The following is a 14,938-nucleotide window of genomic DNA, read 5'->3' as shown; positions in this document are numbered from 1 at the left end:
GGATCCCTCCAGGGACCCCTATGGTCAACCGAAGCGCTTTCCATAGTGCGGCATGCGTCGCCCCGCCTGGTATCTGCGGGTGTAGCTCAGTTGGTTAGAGCGCCGGCCTGTCACGCCGGAGGTCGCGGGTTCGAGCCCCGTCACTCGCGCCATGCCCCTTCGCCCACGGCGTCATTGACAAGCCGGGGCACTTATAGCCTCATATCTGCATAACAAAGCAGGTCGCCGGTCCGTCCATGTGAGGAGGAAGCGATGCGATCCCATGCCTTGCTGGCAGCATTGATCCTGCTGCTGTCGTCCTGCAACGCCGAGAGGGCGGAGACGCAGAACACCAGCGCCGGAGACTATGCGGACGTCCTCGCCAATGCGGACGCGCCCGCGAACGGCGGCGACGCGAACATGGCGGCGAGCGGTACCGAGTCGAACGGCACCGTCGAGAATGCCAGCGCGGGCGGCGACGCGATCTATTGCGAGGCAGTGGATCGCGATACCAGCGCGTCCGAATGCCAGCGCTTCACGCGCGAACGCGCCAACCTGCAGGCGGGCCTGGGGGTGTTCGAAGCGCCCAAGGAGATGATGCTGGGCGAGAGCCGCGACCTCATCCTGAGCGTGGGCAAGAAGGCCAATGTGGAGGAAGTGCATGCCACGGTCGGCCAGGACCGCGCCAAGCATGTCGAGATCACCACGCAGGTGGGCCATTACATGACCGCGACACTGGCCGGCGGCGGGTTCGACATCACGCCTTCGGGGCCGCAGCCCAAGACGCTGGCCGCGGATCGCAGCGAGGTCTGGCAATGGCGGATCAAGGCCAAGGAGGAGGGGCCGCAGAAGCTGATGCTGACCATCTCGGTCGATGCCGAGGAGGCCGACGGCTCGCGATCGCGCTACGATCTCGAGAGCAAGACCTTCGACATCGCCGTGAACGTCACCGACAGCGAGCGCCGGGCGCGGCGCGCGCAGAACATCAAGAAGGACATGGACAGCGGCACGGCCGTGCTCGGCGGGCTCGAGAAGCTGCTGATCGCGCTGGCGGCGGTCGTCGTGGCGCTGGGCGGCGTGTGGATCGCGATCAGGACCTTCGGCAAGAAGAAGGACGCGGAGAAGCCGAAGGGCGACGATCCGAAGAAGGGCTAACGGTGTGGGCCCTGTATTTCGTCATCCCCGCGAAAGCGGGGACCCATCTCCGGCGCTTTCCGCGAACGCACCGGTGCATTTTGCCGCTCGCTTAGGAGATGGGTCCCCGCTTTCGCGGGGGTGACGGTTTGGATAGGCGACCTCGCCTACCGCCGCGCGAACATCGCGTCGATCGCGTAGCGGCCCGCGCCGAGTGTCGCGAAGAGCAGGCCGAACAGGATCAGGCTGGTTGCGGGAAAGGCGCCGCGGATGCCGAGCTTCGCGTCGACCATCGCGATCGCCACTGCGAAGTGGACCGCGCAGAGCAGACCGGCCCAGCGCGTCGCGAGGCCGAGCACGAAGGCGACGCCGCAGGCGAACTGCGCCCAGACCGAGACCAGGGCCATCCATTTGGGCTGGGGAAAGCCGTGCGAGCCGAGGAAGCGCGCGAATTCGGCCATGCGCGCGGTGCTCTCGATATTGTCCCACACGCCCCAGATGAGGAACGCGCCGATCACGAGGCGCGCGAGCAGCAATGCCGCATCCGAATAGCCCGCGAGACCCGCGGTGCGACTGCGCCTGAAAGCCATGTTTTCTCCCTTTGTCTTCGGCTTGGATCGTTCAGCCGCGCGGTGCGTGCCAGCGGCCCGTCTCCATCCACCGCAGCAACGGCTTGAGGGGCAGGATCCAGACGATACCGAGCACGACGTAGATCAGCAGTTGAACGAGGACCGGCAACGCGCCGATCTCCGCCGAGAAGCTGGCGACCATCACCACCCAGACGAGGATCAGCAGCAGGATCGCGAACATGCCGGCGGGCTTGCGCCAGCTCGCCTTCACTTCTCCGCGTGCCACAACATGCCCTCCTCGGTGATGATCGCGTGCAGCGGCACGTCCCAGATGTCGGCGGGGATAGCAGGGACTTCCTGCACCGACCATGCCACCCCGACCCGCCACGCGCCCTCGTAGCGCGCGAAGGCGCGGTCGTAATGGCCCGCGCCCTGGCCGAGGCGGTTGAGACGGCGGTCGAAGCCCACCAAGGGCGTCAGGATGATGTCGGGGACGACCTCGGCGCTCGACGGATCGGGCTGGCGCAGGTTGAACGGGCCCGCGACGAGCGGCTCGCCGAGCTGCCAGGCGAGGAAGCGGATCGGCGCGGCGCGATCGACGACGAAGGGGAGGGCGAGCCTGCACCCGGCGGCGGCGGCCGCGGCGGCCAGCTGGGTCGGATCGGCCTCGCTGCCGACCGCGCAATAGGTCGCAACGGTCATGCCTTCGCGAAGGCGCTCGGCATAGGCTTCTGGTGCGAGGATCGCCGTCGACGATTCGGCGGCGAACTGGTCGCGGTCGGCCCGGAGCCGGGCGCGGAGCGCGGGTTTGTCGAGCATCATGCGAAAAGAATGCGGTGGCGGGACCGCCATGGCCGTTTGCCAGAATATCCTCTGACGCCTGTTACGTCAGGTGGGAACCATGTGCGACAGACCAGGATCTGCACAGGGACAGCTCCCATGGATGATGAATAGCCTCAGGGATAATGCCAAGGCTCGTACCGGGCAGTTCCCGCCGCCGACGCATTTAGGATGGCGCGCGCTCGGACGCAACCGGAGTGAGACAATATCGTCATCCCGGCGAAAGCCGGGATCGCGTGCCGCCAGCGCCTTGCCACTTCGCCTGAGGTCCCGGCTTTCGCCGGGATGACGTCAAGCTTCGGCCGCGTCTTCCTCCAGCGCCGTCGCCACGGCTTCGAGGCGGTCGGCGATGCGTTCGAGCAGCACCGGCGAGACGCCTTCGGGCGGGTTGCGCTGCACTTCGTCGACCATGTCGGCGAGGATCAGCGCGAGATAGACGAGCGTGCGCTCGGCATTGAGTCCGCCCGAGGCGCGCTGGGCGGTTGCCTCATGCTCCTGCAGGATCGACTCGAGATGGCGCAGGTGCAGCTCGTCGCCGTCGCGCGCGGCGACCGAATAGCTGCGGCCGGCGACGGTGATGGTGATCTCCGCCATCAGCCCTGCTCGGCGCCCGAGGTTTCGCGCGCGATCAAGGCGTCCAGCGAGGTCACGGCCTCCTCGATGCGCGCGCGCAGCTTGGCGTGGCGGCGCGCGAGACGCTCGGTCGCATAAGAGCGTGCCGCCGCCGCACGCTCGATCCGCGCCAGCGCCTGTTCGATACGATGTGCGGGGCTTTCGGCCATGACGGTATCGATTAGGGAGCGCAGGCGGGCGCGGCAAGGGGTTCATGAGGCGAACGGCCCATCGATTCTTCGAGAGAGCGCAATGGCTTTGCCATCCTGGCCGGTCGGGCGGTTGACGCGCGGGCGCATGCGTCCCAAAGGCGTCCGCGATCAGCCAAGGAGTCCCCGTGTCCGCATCCTTCACCGACTGCGCCAATGCGATCCGCGCGCTATCGATGGACGCCGTGGAGGCCGCCAATTCGGGGCATCCCGGCATGCCGATGGGCATGGCCGACGTCGCCACCGTCCTGTTCCAGAGCTATCTGAAGTTCGATCCCGCCGACCCGCACTGGCCCGACCGCGACCGCTTCGTGCTCTCGGCGGGGCATGGATCGATGCTGATCTACTCGCTGCTCCATCTGACCGGCTATGCGCGGCCGACGCTGGAGGACATCAAGAATTTCCGCCAGGTCGGCAGCCCCTGCGCGGGGCACCCCGAGAATTTCGAGCTCGCCGGAGTCGAGGCGACGACCGGGCCGCTGGGGCAAGGCCTGGCGATGGCGGTGGGCATGGCCATCGCCGAACGGCACCTCAACGCGACCTTCGGAGACGCGCTGGTCGACCACCGCACCTGGGTGATTGCCGGCGACGGCTGCCTGATGGAAGGCATCAACCATGAGGCGATCGGGCTCGCCGGGCATCTCAAGCTCGGCCGGCTGATCGTGTTGTGGGACGACAACAAGATCACGATCGACGGCGCGGTCTCGCTTTCGTCGAGCGAGGACATTCCGGCGCGCTATGCCGCCACGGGCTGGCACGTCGTCGAGTGCGACGGGCATGACCAGGCGAGCATCGCCGCGGCGTTCGACGTGGCGCTCGCCGACGACCGGCCCTCGCTGGTCCGCTGCCGCACCATCATCGGCAAGGGGGCGCCCAACAAGCAGGGCTCGTCCAAGGTGCACGGCTCGGCGCTAGGTGCCGACGAAGTCGCCGCGGCGCGCGAGACCCTGGGCTGGCACCATCCGGCGTTCGAGGTTCCGGAAGGCATTCGCGCCGCATGGCAGGCAGCCGGCAGGCGCGGAGCCGAACCTCATGCTGCATGGAAGCAGCGGCTCGCAAGCGACAGCAATCGTGCGGCTTTCGAACAGCGCGATACTGCCTCGTCCGACTGGCTGAAGCCTTATGTCGACGGCCTGCTCGCCAATCCGCAGAAGGTCGCGACCCGCAAGGCCTCGGAGATGGCGCTGGAGGCGATCAACGTCGCGCTGCCGCAGACGATCGGCGGCTCGGCGGACCTCACCGGTTCGAACAACACGCTGACCAAGGGCCTCAAGCCGTTCACCGCGGACGATTATTCGGGCCGCTACGTCTATTATGGCATCCGCGAGTTCGGCATGTCCGCCGCGATGAACGGCATGGCGCTGCACGGCGGGGTGATCCCTTATGGTGGTACCTTCCTGGTCTTCTCGGACTATGCCCGGCCGGCGATCCGGCTCTCCGCGCTCCAGCAGACGCGCGTCGTCTATGTGATGACGCACGACTCGATCGGGCTCGGCGAGGACGGCCCGACGCACCAGCCGATCGAGCATATGATGAGCCTGCGCGTCATCCCCAATCTCGACGTCTATCGTCCGTGCGACACGGTCGAGACCGCCGAATGCTGGGCGCTGGCGCTCGAGAAGACCGACGGGCCGGCGCTGCTCGCGCTTTCGCGGCAGAACCTGCCCCAGCTGCGCACCGATGGCGGCGAGAACCGCTCCGCGAAGGGCGCGTACCGGCTGCTCGCGGCCGAGGCCGAGCGGCATGTGGTGCTGATCGCGACGGGCTCGGAAGTCGAGATCGCAGTCGCGGCGCGCGCGGCGCTCGAGGCGCAGGGGATCGGCGCGGACGTCGTCTCGATGCCCAGCTGGGAGCGCTTCGACGCGCAGAGCGAGGAATATCGGAACGAGGTGCTGCCGCACCACGTGCTGCGCGTCTCGATCGAAGCGGGCACGACGATGGGCTGGGAGCGCTATACCGGGATTGCCGGGCTGCGCTTCGGCATCGACCAGTACGGCGCGTCGGGGCCCGCGCCCGCGCTCTACGCGCATTTCGGCCTCACCGCCGCGGCGATCGTGCCGCAGATCGTGGCGGCGCTCGGCTGAGCACCCATATAGCGAGCCGAACGGCTCAAACCGATGGCAGGAGTATAGCGATATGACGAAGGTTGCGATCAACGGTTTCGGGCGCATCGGACGGCTGGTCGCGCGCGCGATCCTCGAGCGTCCGGACAGCGGGCTCGAACTGGTCACGATCAATGACCTCGCCGACGCCAAGTCCAATGCCTGGCTCTTCTCGCGCGACAGCGTGCACGGCAAGTATCCGGGCACGGTGACCGCCGAGGGCAACGACCTCGTCATCGACGGCAAGCGCATCAAGGTGACTGCCGAGAAGGATCCGGCGAACCTGCCGCACAAGGAGAATGGCGTCGAGCTGGTGCTCGAATGCACCGGCTTCTTCACCGATCGGGCCTCCGCCCAGAAGCATATCGACGCGGGCGCGAAGAAGGTGCTGATCTCGGCGCCGGGCAAGAATGTCGACCTGACCGTCGTCTACGGCGTCAACCACGACAAGCTCGAGGCGGGGCACACGATCGTCTCGAACGCGTCGTGCACCACCAACTGCCTCGCGCCCGTCGCCAAGGTGCTCAACGACAGCGTCGGCATCGAGCGCGGCCTGATGACCACGGTCCACGCCTATACCAACGACCAGAAGATCCTAGACCAGATCCACCCGGACCTGCGCCGCGCGCGCGCCGCGGCGATGAGCATCATCCCGACCACCACGGGCGCGGCCCGCGCGGTGGGCGAGGTGCTCCCCGAGCTCAAGGGCCGGCTGGACGGCTCGGCGATCCGCGTGCCCGTGCCCGACGGCAGCCTGGTCGACCTGACCTTCACGCCGAAGCGCGACACGACTCGCGACGAGATCAATTCGATCCTCAAGGCGGCGTCGGAGAGCGGCCCGCTCAAGGGCATCCTCTATTATTCGGAGGATCCCCTGGTCTCGATCGACATCGTCCACACGCCGGCCTCGTCGACCGTCGACAGCCTCGAGACCGCGGTGCTCGAGGGCAAGCTGGTCCGTGTCGTCAGCTGGTACGACAATGAATGGGGCTTCTCGAACCGCATGGTCGATACCGCGACCGCGATGGCGAAGCTGAACTGATAAACCGTCACCCCCGCGGAAGCGGGGGCCCATCTCCCAACCGTGCCGCGAGCGGGACCCGCACGAGATGGGTCCCCGCTTTCGCGGGGATGACGAGGTAAGTATGAGCCGCCCCTTCAAGACGCTCGACGACATGGGCGACCTCGCCGGCAAGCGGGTGCTCGTCCGCGAGGACCTGAACGTCCCCATGGCCGACGGCGCGGTGACCGACGATACGCGGCTGCGCGCTGCGGTGCAGACGGTCGCCGAGCTGGCGGACAAGGGCGCCAAGGTGATCGTGCTCGCGCATTTCGGGCGCCCCAAGGGGCAGCGCAATCCGGAGATGAGCCTCGCATTGGTCACCAAGCCCTTCGAGCAGGTGCTTGGGCGGCCGGTGCGCTTCATCGACGACGAATATGCCGTCGAGGTCATCGAGAAGATGGCCGAGGGCGAGGTCGGCATCCTGGAGAACACCCGCTTCGATCCCGGCGAGGAGAAGAACGCGCCCGAGACCGTCGCACGGCTCGCGGCGCTGGGCGACCTCTATGTCAACGATGCCTTCTCCGCCGCGCACCGCGCCCATGCCTCGACCGAGGGGCTGGCGCACAAGCTCCCCGCATATGCAGGGCGGCAGATGGAAGCCGAGCTCGACGCGCTCGACAAGGCGCTCGGCAATCCCGAGCATCCGGTCGCGGCGGTGGTCGGCGGGGCGAAGGTCTCGTCCAAGCTCGACGTGCTGCGCCATCTCGTCGAGAAGGTCGACCATCTGATCATCGGCGGCGGCATGGCCAACACCTTCCTCGCCGCGCGCGGCGTGAATGTCGGCAAGTCGCTGTGCGAGCATGACCTGACCGGTACCGCCGAGGAGATCCTGGACGCCGCGGACAAGGCGAACTGCACCGTGCACTTGCCGTACGACGTGGTGGTGGCGAAGGAATTCCGCGCCAATCCGCCGGTGCGCACGGTCAATGTGCACGAAGTCGCCGAGGACGAGATGATCCTCGATGTCGGCCCGGCCGCCACCGAGGCGCTGGCCGACGTGCTCAAGAATTGCCGCACCCTGGTGTGGAACGGGCCGCTGGGCGCGTTCGAGACGCCGCCGTTCGACACCGCCACCGTGGCGCTGGCCAAGACTGCGGCGGCGCTCACCAAGGAGGGGTCGCTGGTCTCGGTGGCCGGGGGCGGGGACACCGTCGCCGCGCTCAACCAGGCCGGCGTGGCGGAGGATTTCAGCTTCATCTCGACCGCGGGCGGCGCCTTCCTGGAATGGATGGAAGGCAAGGAACTGCCGGGCGTGGCTGCACTGCAGAAATGACCGATCGGGGGGGAATCGGGAAACCGGCTCCCCTTTCGACGTAAGCCTTGGGCCCTTTGGCGTATGTCTGCCGTTGTCAGGCTTCCGCAGGTGCGAAGGGCTGGATAGAGCCCAGCGGACAGGGACCTATCCAAGGGGAAGTCATGAGCATCACGCCCGCAGTCCGCGCCATCCTTGCGAACTACGAATCCGACAATCCCGGGGTGAAGGCCAATCTTGCCCGCATCCTGATGCAGGGCCGGCTGGGCGGCACCGGCAAGCTGATCATCCTGCCGGTCGACCAGGGCTTCGAGCACGGCCCGGCGCGCAGCTTCGCGGTCAATCCCGACGCCTATGACCCGCACTATCATTTCCAGCTCGCGATCGATGCCGGGCTGAGCGCCTATGCGGCGCCGCTGGGCATGATCGAGGCGGGGGCGGACAGCTTCGCGGGGCAGATCCCGACGATCCTCAAGGTCAATTCGTCGAACAGCTGGGCTACCGGTATCAACCAAGCGGTGACCGGTGGCGTCGACGACGCGCTGCGGCTCGGCTGCTCGGCGATCGGCTTCACCATCTATCCCGGCGCCGACGACGTGTTCGAGATGATGGAGGAGATCAAGGAGATGCGCGCCGAGGCGGCCTCGGTCGGCATCGCGACGGTGATCTGGTCCTATCCGCGCGGCGGCAAGCTCTCGAAGGACGGCGAGCTGGCGCTCGACGTCGGCGCCTATGCCGCGCACATGGCGGCGCTGCTCGGCGCGCACATCATCAAGGTCAAGCTGCCGAGCGCGCATATCGAGCAGAAGGACGCGGTGAAGGCCTATGAGGGCACCGATTGGTCGGCGCAGTCCGATCGGGTCCGTCATGTCGTGAAGAGCTGCTTCAACGGCCGCCGCATCGTCGTCTTCTCCGGCGGCGCGGCCAAGGGCGAGGACGCGGTCTACCAGGACGCGCGCGACATCCGCGACGGCGGCGGCAACGGCTCGATCATCGGTCGCAACACCTTCCAGCGCAAGCGCGAGGACGCGATCGCGATGCTCGACAAGCTGGTGCGCATCTACAAGGGCGAGGAGGCGTGATCACGCGCCGCCCGGTACTCGCGGGCCTCGCGCTCGCGATGCTGGGCGGCGGCCACGCTGCGGCGAAGGGGAATGCGATGGAAGATCCGGTGCCGTTCGGGATGATCGGAAAGATGAAGGCGCAGCCGGGCAAGCGTGCCGAGCTGATCGCGATCCTCTCCTCGGGCACCGGCGCCATGCCCGGTTGCCGCGCCTATCTGATCGCCGAGGACGCGAAGGATCCGGACGCGATCTGGATCACCGAGATATGGGACGATGCGGCGAGCCACAAGGCGTCGCTCCAGCTGCCGGAAGTGCGTGCGGCGATCGCCAAGGGGCGGCCGCTGATCGCGGGGTTCGAGATCAGCGCCGAAACGCGCCCGGTGTCGCGTCCCGCTTAGGGCGCGATACCGTTCGCTCGATTGTCCAAGAGGCTGAGAGGTCAGTCGGCGAGCGGTACCGCAGCCGCGGCCATGGCGGCGGTCACGTCCGGCACGGTCGATCCGACCACGACTTCATGGTCCTTGTCGAACGAGATCACGCCGACATCGTCGCCGGCGAGGTTGATCGTCGCCACGGTACGGACGAGCGAGAGGTTCACGAGGATCGGCTCCCCGTTGATCGACTTGAGCAGCACGAAACGGGGTTTGTCATTCGTCATTAAGCCAACTCCTATTCCCCGGCGCGACCGAGGGGGCGATTTAAAACGTGCATCGCCGGCGGTGCGAATGCCGCCGGCGCTTTGGTCCCAATCCGTTATAGCTGCGCCGGAGCGCAATCCGTTCGGAATGGATGAATATCGTATCCATTTTTATCAGGATCGTGCGCCATCCGATTGCAAAAGCATAGTCCTGAGCGTCGGCGCGTCGCGAATTGCGTGCGTTTCGGCGCCGTTGTCGGAACAGAGCCCGATCCCCGCAGGCATTCGACGTGATGCTTCAGGTCGGCCTGGAAGAGAACGCGGCGATGGCGGAGAGCTGACGGCTTGACCGGCACCGCCGCGGGAGGGAGAGGGGGTTATGACCGAAGAGGACGACAGCCTGCCGCCACTTGGCCCCGAATTCGCCGCGCAGTTCCAGCGCGACGATCGGCGCCCCGCGTGCCAGCTCTATTTGATCTCGCCGCTGGACGTGTCCGGCGGCTTTGCCGATCGGCTGGCGCGCGCGCTCGATGCCGGGCCGGTCGCGGCGTTCCAGTTCCGCGTGAAGGACGTCGACCAGCACGAGGCGGCGCGACTCGCCGAACCGCTCCAGCGGATCTGCGCCGATCGCGACGTGGCGTTCCTGGTCAACGACAGCATCAGCCTCGCCAAGCGGCTTGGCGCGGACGGGGTGCATTTGGGGCAAGAAGACGGCGATCCGCGCGAGGCGCGGTCGGTGCTCGGGCCCTCGGCGCAGATCGGGGTGACGTGCCACGACAGCCGGCACCTCGCGATGGAGGCGGGCGAGGCCGGCGCCGACTATGTCGCGTTCGGCAGCTTCTATCCGACCACGACCAAGGAAGTGCGCCATCGCCCCGAGCCGGCGATATTGAGCTGGTGGGCGACGGTGTTCGAGCTGCCCAGCGTCGCGATCGGGGGGATCACCCCGGCGAATGCGCGACCGCTGATCGATGCCGGAGCGGACTTCCTCGCGGTATCCGCCTCGGTGTGGGGCGGGGACGAGATCGCGGCGGTAAAGGCCTTCAATCAGGTGCTTAAGGGCTGACGCTCCCGCGCGGCGGGAAACAAGCGAGCCGCGCATTCGTTCTCCGATCAGCATTTTCTGGTCAGGAGTTTCCGTCTTGCGCAGGATTTTCGGCGCGGCCGCGTGCGCCGCCGTGATCGCATTCGCCCCATTGGCGGCGCAGCCCGCGAAGGCGCCCACGGGCAAGCCGCCGATCGACTGGACCGTCCTGCACGCGCAGGTGATCCTTGACTCGCTCGGCTTCTCGCCGGGGATCGTCGATGGGCGCGAAGGGCAGTCGCTGACTGCGGCGCTCGAGGCGTTCCAGTCTACGCGCGGGCTCGAGACGACGGGGGAACTCGATCGCGCGACGCTGGGCGCGCTCTACCCCTATCGCGCGCGGCGGCCGGCGACGCGGGTGACGCTCGATCCGGCGATGCTCGCGGGTCCGTTCGTCAGCCCGATCCCGAAGGATCCGGAGGACCAGGCCAGGCTTCCCGCGCTCGGCTACACCCGCCCGCTCGAGAAGCTCGCCGAGATGTTCCACACCACGCCCGAGATACTGGTCGAGCTCAATCCTGGCGGGGGCGGGACCGCGCCGGGCGCCACGTTCCTCTTCCCCGACGTGCGGCCCGCCTCGCGCGACTATTCGAGCGAACTGAAGCCCGAATGGCGGCAGACGCTGACCGATCTCAACGTCGATGCGCGCCAGCCCGCGGGCGACCATATCGTCGTCGACAAGTCCGAGAAGGTGCTCAAGGTGTTCGACGCCGGGGACCGGCTGGTCGCGCAGTTCAGCGCGACGATGGGGAGCCAACACGATCCGCTGCCGATCGGCACCTGGAAGATCAACGCCGTCGATACCAACCCGAAGTTCCACTATAATCCGGACCTGTTCTGGGACGCCGAGAAGGACGACGAGAAGGCGATGCTGCCGCCGGGGCCGAACGGACCGGTGGGCGTGGTGTGGCTCGATCTCTCCAAGGAGCATTACGGCATCCACGGCACGCCCGAGCCGCAGACGATCGGGCGCACCCAGAGCCACGGCTGCATCCGCCTGACCAATTGGGACGCGGCGCGGCTGGCGCTGATGGTCAGGCCGGGCGCCGAGGCCGTGTTCCAGGAGTGATCTCATGCTAAGGCGGCTGACGATGGGGGTGGGACTGGTCTTGCTTCTGGCGTTGGCCGGGCTGGCATCGATTATCCGCATCGTGCCGGCGCCCCCGGACGTGCCGCCTGCACAGGCTCCCGGACAGGTTGCGGAGGTGCCTGCGCCTTCCGAAGGGTCCCATCCGATGCTCGTGGTGCCCGTGCAGGGCGTATCGCGTGCGCAGATCGTCGATAGCTGGGGCCAGTCGCGCGCGAACGGCGCCCGGCTGCACCAGGCGACCGACATCGTCGCGCCGGAAGGCACTCCGGTGATCGCGGCGGCGCCCGGGACGGTCGAGAAACTGTTCTACAGCGAAGGCGGGGGCGGGATCACGCTCTATGTCCGCTCGTCCGACCGGCAATGGAGCTATTATTACGCGCATCTCCAGCGCTACGCGCCCGGCATGGTCGAGGGGATGCGGGTCAGGGCGGGCGACCTGCTCGGCTTCGTCGGCGACACCGGCAACTCGGGCGCGGGCAACTTCCATCTGCATTTCGCGCTCTCACGCATGGAGCCGGGCGACAGTTGGTGGAAGGGGCAGCCGGTCAATCCCTATCCATTGCTTGCCGGGCGGAGCGCGGCTCCCTAACCTCGGCGGCAGCGAGGGATGCGTGTGATGCAGGGCGGCTGCAACTGCCGGTATATCCGCTATCGAATGACGTCGGCGCCGATCTTCGTGAACGGCTGCCATTGCCGCGTCTGCCAGCGCGAGACCGGATCGGCCTTCGCGATCAACGCGATGATCGAGGCGGATCGTGTCGAGATGCTCGGCGAAGGCGAACCCGAGATCGTCGTCACGCAATCGGGCACCATGGCGACGAACACGGCACGCTGCCCGCGCTGCGGGGTGGGCCTGTGGGGCACGCATCCGGACTTCGGCGACGCGATCCGCTTCGTTCGCGGCGGTACGCTCGACGAGCGGATCCTGCCCGATGCGCATTTCTTCACGGTCACGCGGCACCCGCTGGTGAACGTGCCCGACGATGTGCCGAGCTTTCCCGGGCTTCCCACATCCGAGGATCCGCCGCTGTGGAGCGAGGAGGCGCAGGGCCGGATCGATGCCGCGATGGCGGCCGCTGCGGAGCGCTTGCCGGAATCGTGATGCATCGCTAAAGGCCCGGCCTTCGCTCTTTCTCAGCTCACAGGTCTCGATCCCATGAAGATCAGCGGCGTGGACATCCGTCCCGGCAACATCATCGAATATGAAGGCGGCATCTGGCGCGCCGTGAAGATCCAGCACACCCAGCCCGGCAAGGGCGGTGCGTACATGCAGGTCGAGATGAAGAACCTCATCGACGGCCGCAAGAACAACGTCCGCTTCCGCTCGGCGGAGACGGTCGAGCGCGTGCGCCTCGACACGGTCGATTTCCAGTTCCTGTTCGCCGAGGGCGACACGCTGACCTTCATGGACAAGGTGAGCTACGACCAGATCACGCTGCCGCGCGACCTGCTCGGCGACGCCGCGGCCTTCCTGCAGGACGGCATGGATGTGGTGATGGAGCTTTACGACGAGAAGCCGATCTCGGTGCAGTTGCCGGACACGATCGAAGCGACGATCGTCGAGGCCGACGCGGTGGTGAAGGGCCAGACGGCATCGTCGAGCTACAAGCCCGCGGTGCTCGAGAACGGCGTCCGCGTGATGGTGCCGCCGCACATCGCCGCGGGAACCCGCATCGTCGTCGACGTGTACGAACAGACCTACGTCCGCCGGGCGGACTGATCTGACTTAGCCCCTCCCTTTCAAGGGAGGGGTTGGGGTGGGTCGCGAGCGCAGCGAGCGTCCCGAACTCACCTCATAGCGACGCCAGGGGCATCGAGCCCCTGCCGCCGCTGCCCCACCCCTAACCCCTCCCCTGAAGGGGAGGGGCTGGAGCTATTTATGGTTTCGCATTCCGGCATCATCACCGTCATCGAGCGCGCCGTCCGCAAGGCGGGGCCGCGGCTGCGGCGCGACTTCAACGAAGTGCAGCACCTCCAGGTGAGCCGCAAGGGGCCGGCCGACTTCGTCAGCCTCGCCGACAAGCGCGCCGAGGACACGCTGATCGAGGAGCTCCAGAAGGCGCGGCCCGATTGGGGCTTCCTGGTCGAGGAGCGCGGCGAGATCGCCGGCGATCCCAGCAAGCCGCGCTGGATCATCGATCCTCTCGACGGGACCAGCAACTTCCTCCACGGCATCCCGCATTTCTGCATGTCGATCGCAGTGGAGGATCCGCACGGCGCGCAGGGCAAGCCCGAGGTCACGCACGGCTATATCTACCAGCCGCTCACCGACGAGAGCTTCTGGGCCGAGAAGGGCAGGGGCGCGTGGCTCCAGGGCCAGCGGCTGCGCGTCTCGGCGCGGCGCGACCTGGCGGATGCGCTGATCGCGACCGGCATTCCGTTCCTCGGCCATGGCGATTTCGTCGAGTGGAGCCGGATCTTCGGCGCGGTGGCGCCCGAAGTCGCCGGCATCCGCCGGCTCGGCGCGGCGGCGCTCGACCTGGCATGGGTGGCCGCGGGGCGTTTCGACGGGTTCTGGGAATCGCATCTCCAGCCGTGGGACGTCGCGGCGGGAATGCTGCTGGTGAAGGAAGCGGGCGGCTTCGTCACCGATTTCCGCGGGCAGGACCTAGCGCGCGAACGCAGCCAGTTCCTTGCCGCCAACGACGTGCTGCATTCGAAGCTGCACAAGCTTGTGGCGGGCGCGCTGCGGAACAAGTGACCGCAAGTCGCCGCCGTACGTAACCTCCGGTCGTCACCCCCGCGAAAGCGGGGGCCCATCACCTGGGCGGGCGGCACAGAACAACCGTGAGAGCCGTGGCAACGGCAGGAGATGGGCCCCCGCTTTCGCGGGGGTGACGGCGTGCGCGCGTGGCGCGCTGGAACTGCCACTTATTGCGAGTGATTCTCAGGGTTTCGGCCCCTTGCCGCACCCGGTTCACAGTCCTAAAGCGCCCTCAAGTTTCCGCATCCGCGAGAAGGCGCCTTGGTCGATCTATCCGAATATCTGCCGATCCTGCTGTTCCTCGGCGTCGCACTGGTGCTCTCCAGCGCCTTCGTGTTCCTGCCGATGCTGGTCGGCCGGCTCACCGGCACGCACCAGCCGACGCCGGAGAAGCTCACCGAATATGAGTGCGGCTTCCCCGCGTTCGAGGATTCGCGCAGCCAGTTCGACGTGCGCTTCTACCTCGTCGCGATCCTGTTCATCGTCTTCGATCTCGAAGCGGCGTTCCTCTATCCCTGGGCGGTCAGCGTGTTCGACCTCGGCTGGGTCGCCTGGATCTCGATGATGATATTCATCGCCGAGCTCGCGCTCGGCCTCGT

General features: G+C 67.3%; 19 protein-coding genes and 1 tRNA gene. 14 read left to right on the top strand and 6 right to left on the bottom strand.

What is annotated here, in order from left to right; all coding sequences use genetic code 11:
* Positions 1 to 75: 75 nt before the first annotated feature.
* Positions 76 to 152 (top strand) — tRNA-Asp (locus tag MT490_RS08605).
* A gap of 100 nt (positions 153 to 252) precedes the next feature.
* Positions 253 to 1,134, top strand: coding sequence for a hypothetical protein (locus MT490_RS08600; protein ID WP_297386039.1), 882 nt, complete (start codon positions 253 to 255; stop codon positions 1,132 to 1,134).
* Between the two features lie 146 nt (positions 1,135 to 1,280).
* On the opposite strand, the gene MT490_RS08595 is transcribed toward MT490_RS08600, so the two are convergent.
* From MT490_RS08595 to MT490_RS08575, 5 genes are all read right to left on the bottom strand, one after another.
* Complete coding sequence (locus MT490_RS08595; protein WP_297386037.1) at positions 1,281 to 1,703, bottom strand: DoxX family protein; 423 nt, start codon at positions 1,701 to 1,703, stop codon at positions 1,281 to 1,283.
* 31 nt (positions 1,704 to 1,734) lie between these two features.
* Positions 1,735 to 1,968, bottom strand: a complete 234-nt coding sequence (locus tag MT490_RS08590) for a DUF2842 domain-containing protein (RefSeq protein ID WP_297386036.1) — start codon at positions 1,966 to 1,968, stop codon at positions 1,735 to 1,737.
* Positions 1,950 to 2,501, bottom strand: coding sequence for a 5-formyltetrahydrofolate cyclo-ligase (locus MT490_RS08585; RefSeq protein WP_297386043.1), 552 nt, complete (start codon positions 2,499 to 2,501; stop codon positions 1,950 to 1,952). Before MT490_RS08585 ends, MT490_RS08590 begins: the two co-directional genes overlap by 19 nt.
* A gap of 312 nt (positions 2,502 to 2,813) precedes the next feature.
* Positions 2,814 to 3,116 carry a cell division protein ZapA gene (locus tag MT490_RS08580; protein WP_297386023.1) on the bottom strand — a complete coding sequence of 101 codons (303 nt, stop codon included), beginning with the start codon at positions 3,114 to 3,116 and terminating at the stop codon, positions 2,814 to 2,816.
* Positions 3,116 to 3,304, bottom strand: a complete 189-nt coding sequence (locus MT490_RS08575; protein WP_297386021.1) for a hypothetical protein — start codon at positions 3,302 to 3,304, stop codon at positions 3,116 to 3,118. The genes MT490_RS08580 and MT490_RS08575 overlap by 1 nt, the downstream gene beginning before the upstream one ends.
* Before the next feature lie 167 nt (positions 3,305 to 3,471).
* Between MT490_RS08575 and tkt the strand changes: the two genes are divergently transcribed.
* From tkt to MT490_RS08550, 5 genes are all read left to right on the top strand, one after another.
* The gene (tkt, locus tag MT490_RS08570; RefSeq protein ID WP_297386020.1) at positions 3,472 to 5,427 is read left to right on the top strand and encodes a transketolase; all 1,956 of its coding nucleotides are present in this window, start codon (positions 3,472 to 3,474) and stop codon (positions 5,425 to 5,427) included.
* A 52-nt stretch (positions 5,428 to 5,479) separates the two neighbouring features.
* Positions 5,480 to 6,487 carry a type I glyceraldehyde-3-phosphate dehydrogenase gene (gene gap, locus MT490_RS08565; RefSeq protein ID WP_297386019.1) on the top strand — a complete coding sequence of 336 codons (1,008 nt, stop codon included), beginning with the start codon at positions 5,480 to 5,482 and terminating at the stop codon, positions 6,485 to 6,487.
* A 103-nt stretch (positions 6,488 to 6,590) separates the two neighbouring features.
* On the top strand, positions 6,591 to 7,781 hold the full coding sequence (locus MT490_RS08560) for a phosphoglycerate kinase (RefSeq protein ID WP_297386017.1): 1,191 nt from the start codon (positions 6,591 to 6,593) through the stop codon (positions 7,779 to 7,781).
* Positions 7,782 to 7,924: 143 nt separating this feature from the next.
* Positions 7,925 to 8,842 carry a class I fructose-bisphosphate aldolase gene (locus MT490_RS08555; protein ID WP_297386015.1) on the top strand — a complete coding sequence of 306 codons (918 nt, stop codon included), beginning with the start codon at positions 7,925 to 7,927 and terminating at the stop codon, positions 8,840 to 8,842.
* Entirely contained in the window at positions 8,839 to 9,222 is a 384-nt protein-coding gene (locus MT490_RS08550; RefSeq protein ID WP_297386014.1) for a putative quinol monooxygenase, read from the top strand. Before MT490_RS08555 ends, MT490_RS08550 begins: the two co-directional genes overlap by 4 nt.
* 41 nt (positions 9,223 to 9,263) lie before the next feature.
* Here MT490_RS08550 and MT490_RS08545 read toward each other — a convergent pair whose 3' ends face one another.
* Positions 9,264 to 9,482, bottom strand: a complete 219-nt coding sequence (locus MT490_RS08545) for a hypothetical protein (protein WP_297386013.1) — start codon at positions 9,480 to 9,482, stop codon at positions 9,264 to 9,266.
* Between the two features lie 358 nt (positions 9,483 to 9,840).
* Between MT490_RS08545 and thiE the strand changes: the two genes are divergently transcribed.
* The 7 genes from thiE to ndhC form a co-directional block, all read left to right on the top strand.
* Positions 9,841 to 10,527: a thiamine phosphate synthase gene (gene thiE, locus MT490_RS08540; RefSeq protein ID WP_297386012.1), complete on the top strand. Its 687-nt coding sequence runs from the start codon at positions 9,841 to 9,843 to the stop codon at positions 10,525 to 10,527.
* 130 nt (positions 10,528 to 10,657) lie between these two features.
* Entirely contained in the window at positions 10,658 to 11,614 is a 957-nt protein-coding gene (locus tag MT490_RS08535) for a L,D-transpeptidase (protein WP_297386041.1), read from the top strand.
* Between the two features lie 166 nt (positions 11,615 to 11,780).
* Entirely contained in the window at positions 11,781 to 12,224 is a 444-nt protein-coding gene (locus MT490_RS08530) for a M23 family metallopeptidase (protein ID WP_297386010.1), read from the top strand.
* A gap of 66 nt (positions 12,225 to 12,290) precedes the next feature.
* A complete protein-coding gene (locus MT490_RS08525; protein WP_297386008.1) occupies positions 12,291 to 12,737 on the top strand; it encodes a GFA family protein in 447 nt (148 codons plus the stop codon).
* 54 nt (positions 12,738 to 12,791) lie between these two features.
* Positions 12,792 to 13,355: an elongation factor P gene (gene efp / locus MT490_RS08520; protein WP_297386006.1), complete on the top strand. Its 564-nt coding sequence runs from the start codon at positions 12,792 to 12,794 to the stop codon at positions 13,353 to 13,355.
* Positions 13,356 to 13,514: 159 nt separating this feature from the next.
* Positions 13,515 to 14,336: an inositol monophosphatase family protein gene (locus MT490_RS08515; protein ID WP_297386005.1), complete on the top strand. Its 822-nt coding sequence runs from the start codon at positions 13,515 to 13,517 to the stop codon at positions 14,334 to 14,336.
* A 264-nt stretch (positions 14,337 to 14,600) separates the two neighbouring features.
* The coding region (gene ndhC / locus MT490_RS08510; RefSeq protein WP_297386004.1) for an NADH-quinone oxidoreductase subunit A at positions 14,601 to 14,938 on the top strand (338 nt) is incomplete at its 3' end.

Source organism: Sphingomonas sp., from assembly GCF_026460985.1.
Taxonomy (GTDB): Bacteria; Pseudomonadota; Alphaproteobacteria; order Sphingomonadales; family Sphingomonadaceae; genus Sphingomonas.
The sequence above is the reverse complement of the archived record's forward strand: the minus strand, read 5'-3'. Positions and strand labels throughout refer to the sequence as shown.

Coding starts and splice junctions, on each gene's coding strand:
- MT490_RS08600 (WP_297386039.1), top strand. CDS start 253: ATGCGATCCCATGCCTTGCTGGCAGCATTGATCCTGCTGCTGTCGTCC.
- MT490_RS08525 (WP_297386008.1), top strand. CDS start 12,291: ATGACGTCGGCGCCGATCTTCGTGAACGGCTGCCATTGCCGCGTCTGC.
- gap (WP_297386019.1), top strand. CDS start 5,480: ATGACGAAGGTTGCGATCAACGGTTTCGGGCGCATCGGACGGCTGGTC.
- MT490_RS08585 (WP_297386043.1), bottom strand. CDS start 2,501: ATGCTCGACAAACCCGCGCTCCGCGCCCGGCTCCGGGCCGACCGCGAC.
- efp (WP_297386006.1), top strand. CDS start 12,792: ATGAAGATCAGCGGCGTGGACATCCGTCCCGGCAACATCATCGAATAT.
- MT490_RS08575 (WP_297386021.1), bottom strand. CDS start 3,304: ATGGCCGAAAGCCCCGCACATCGTATCGAACAGGCGCTGGCGCGGATC.
- MT490_RS08560 (WP_297386017.1), top strand. CDS start 6,591: ATGAGCCGCCCCTTCAAGACGCTCGACGACATGGGCGACCTCGCCGGC.
- MT490_RS08580 (WP_297386023.1), bottom strand. CDS start 3,116: ATGGCGGAGATCACCATCACCGTCGCCGGCCGCAGCTATTCGGTCGCC.
- MT490_RS08555 (WP_297386015.1), top strand. CDS start 7,925: ATGAGCATCACGCCCGCAGTCCGCGCCATCCTTGCGAACTACGAATCC.
- MT490_RS08545 (WP_297386013.1), bottom strand. CDS start 9,482: ATGACGAATGACAAACCCCGTTTCGTGCTGCTCAAGTCGATCAACGGG.
- MT490_RS08530 (WP_297386010.1), top strand. CDS start 11,781: ATGCTCGTGGTGCCCGTGCAGGGCGTATCGCGTGCGCAGATCGTCGAT.
- thiE (WP_297386012.1), top strand. CDS start 9,841: ATGACCGAAGAGGACGACAGCCTGCCGCCACTTGGCCCCGAATTCGCC.
- MT490_RS08595 (WP_297386037.1), bottom strand. CDS start 1,703: ATGGCTTTCAGGCGCAGTCGCACCGCGGGTCTCGCGGGCTATTCGGAT.
- MT490_RS08515 (WP_297386005.1), top strand. CDS start 13,515: ATGGTTTCGCATTCCGGCATCATCACCGTCATCGAGCGCGCCGTCCGC.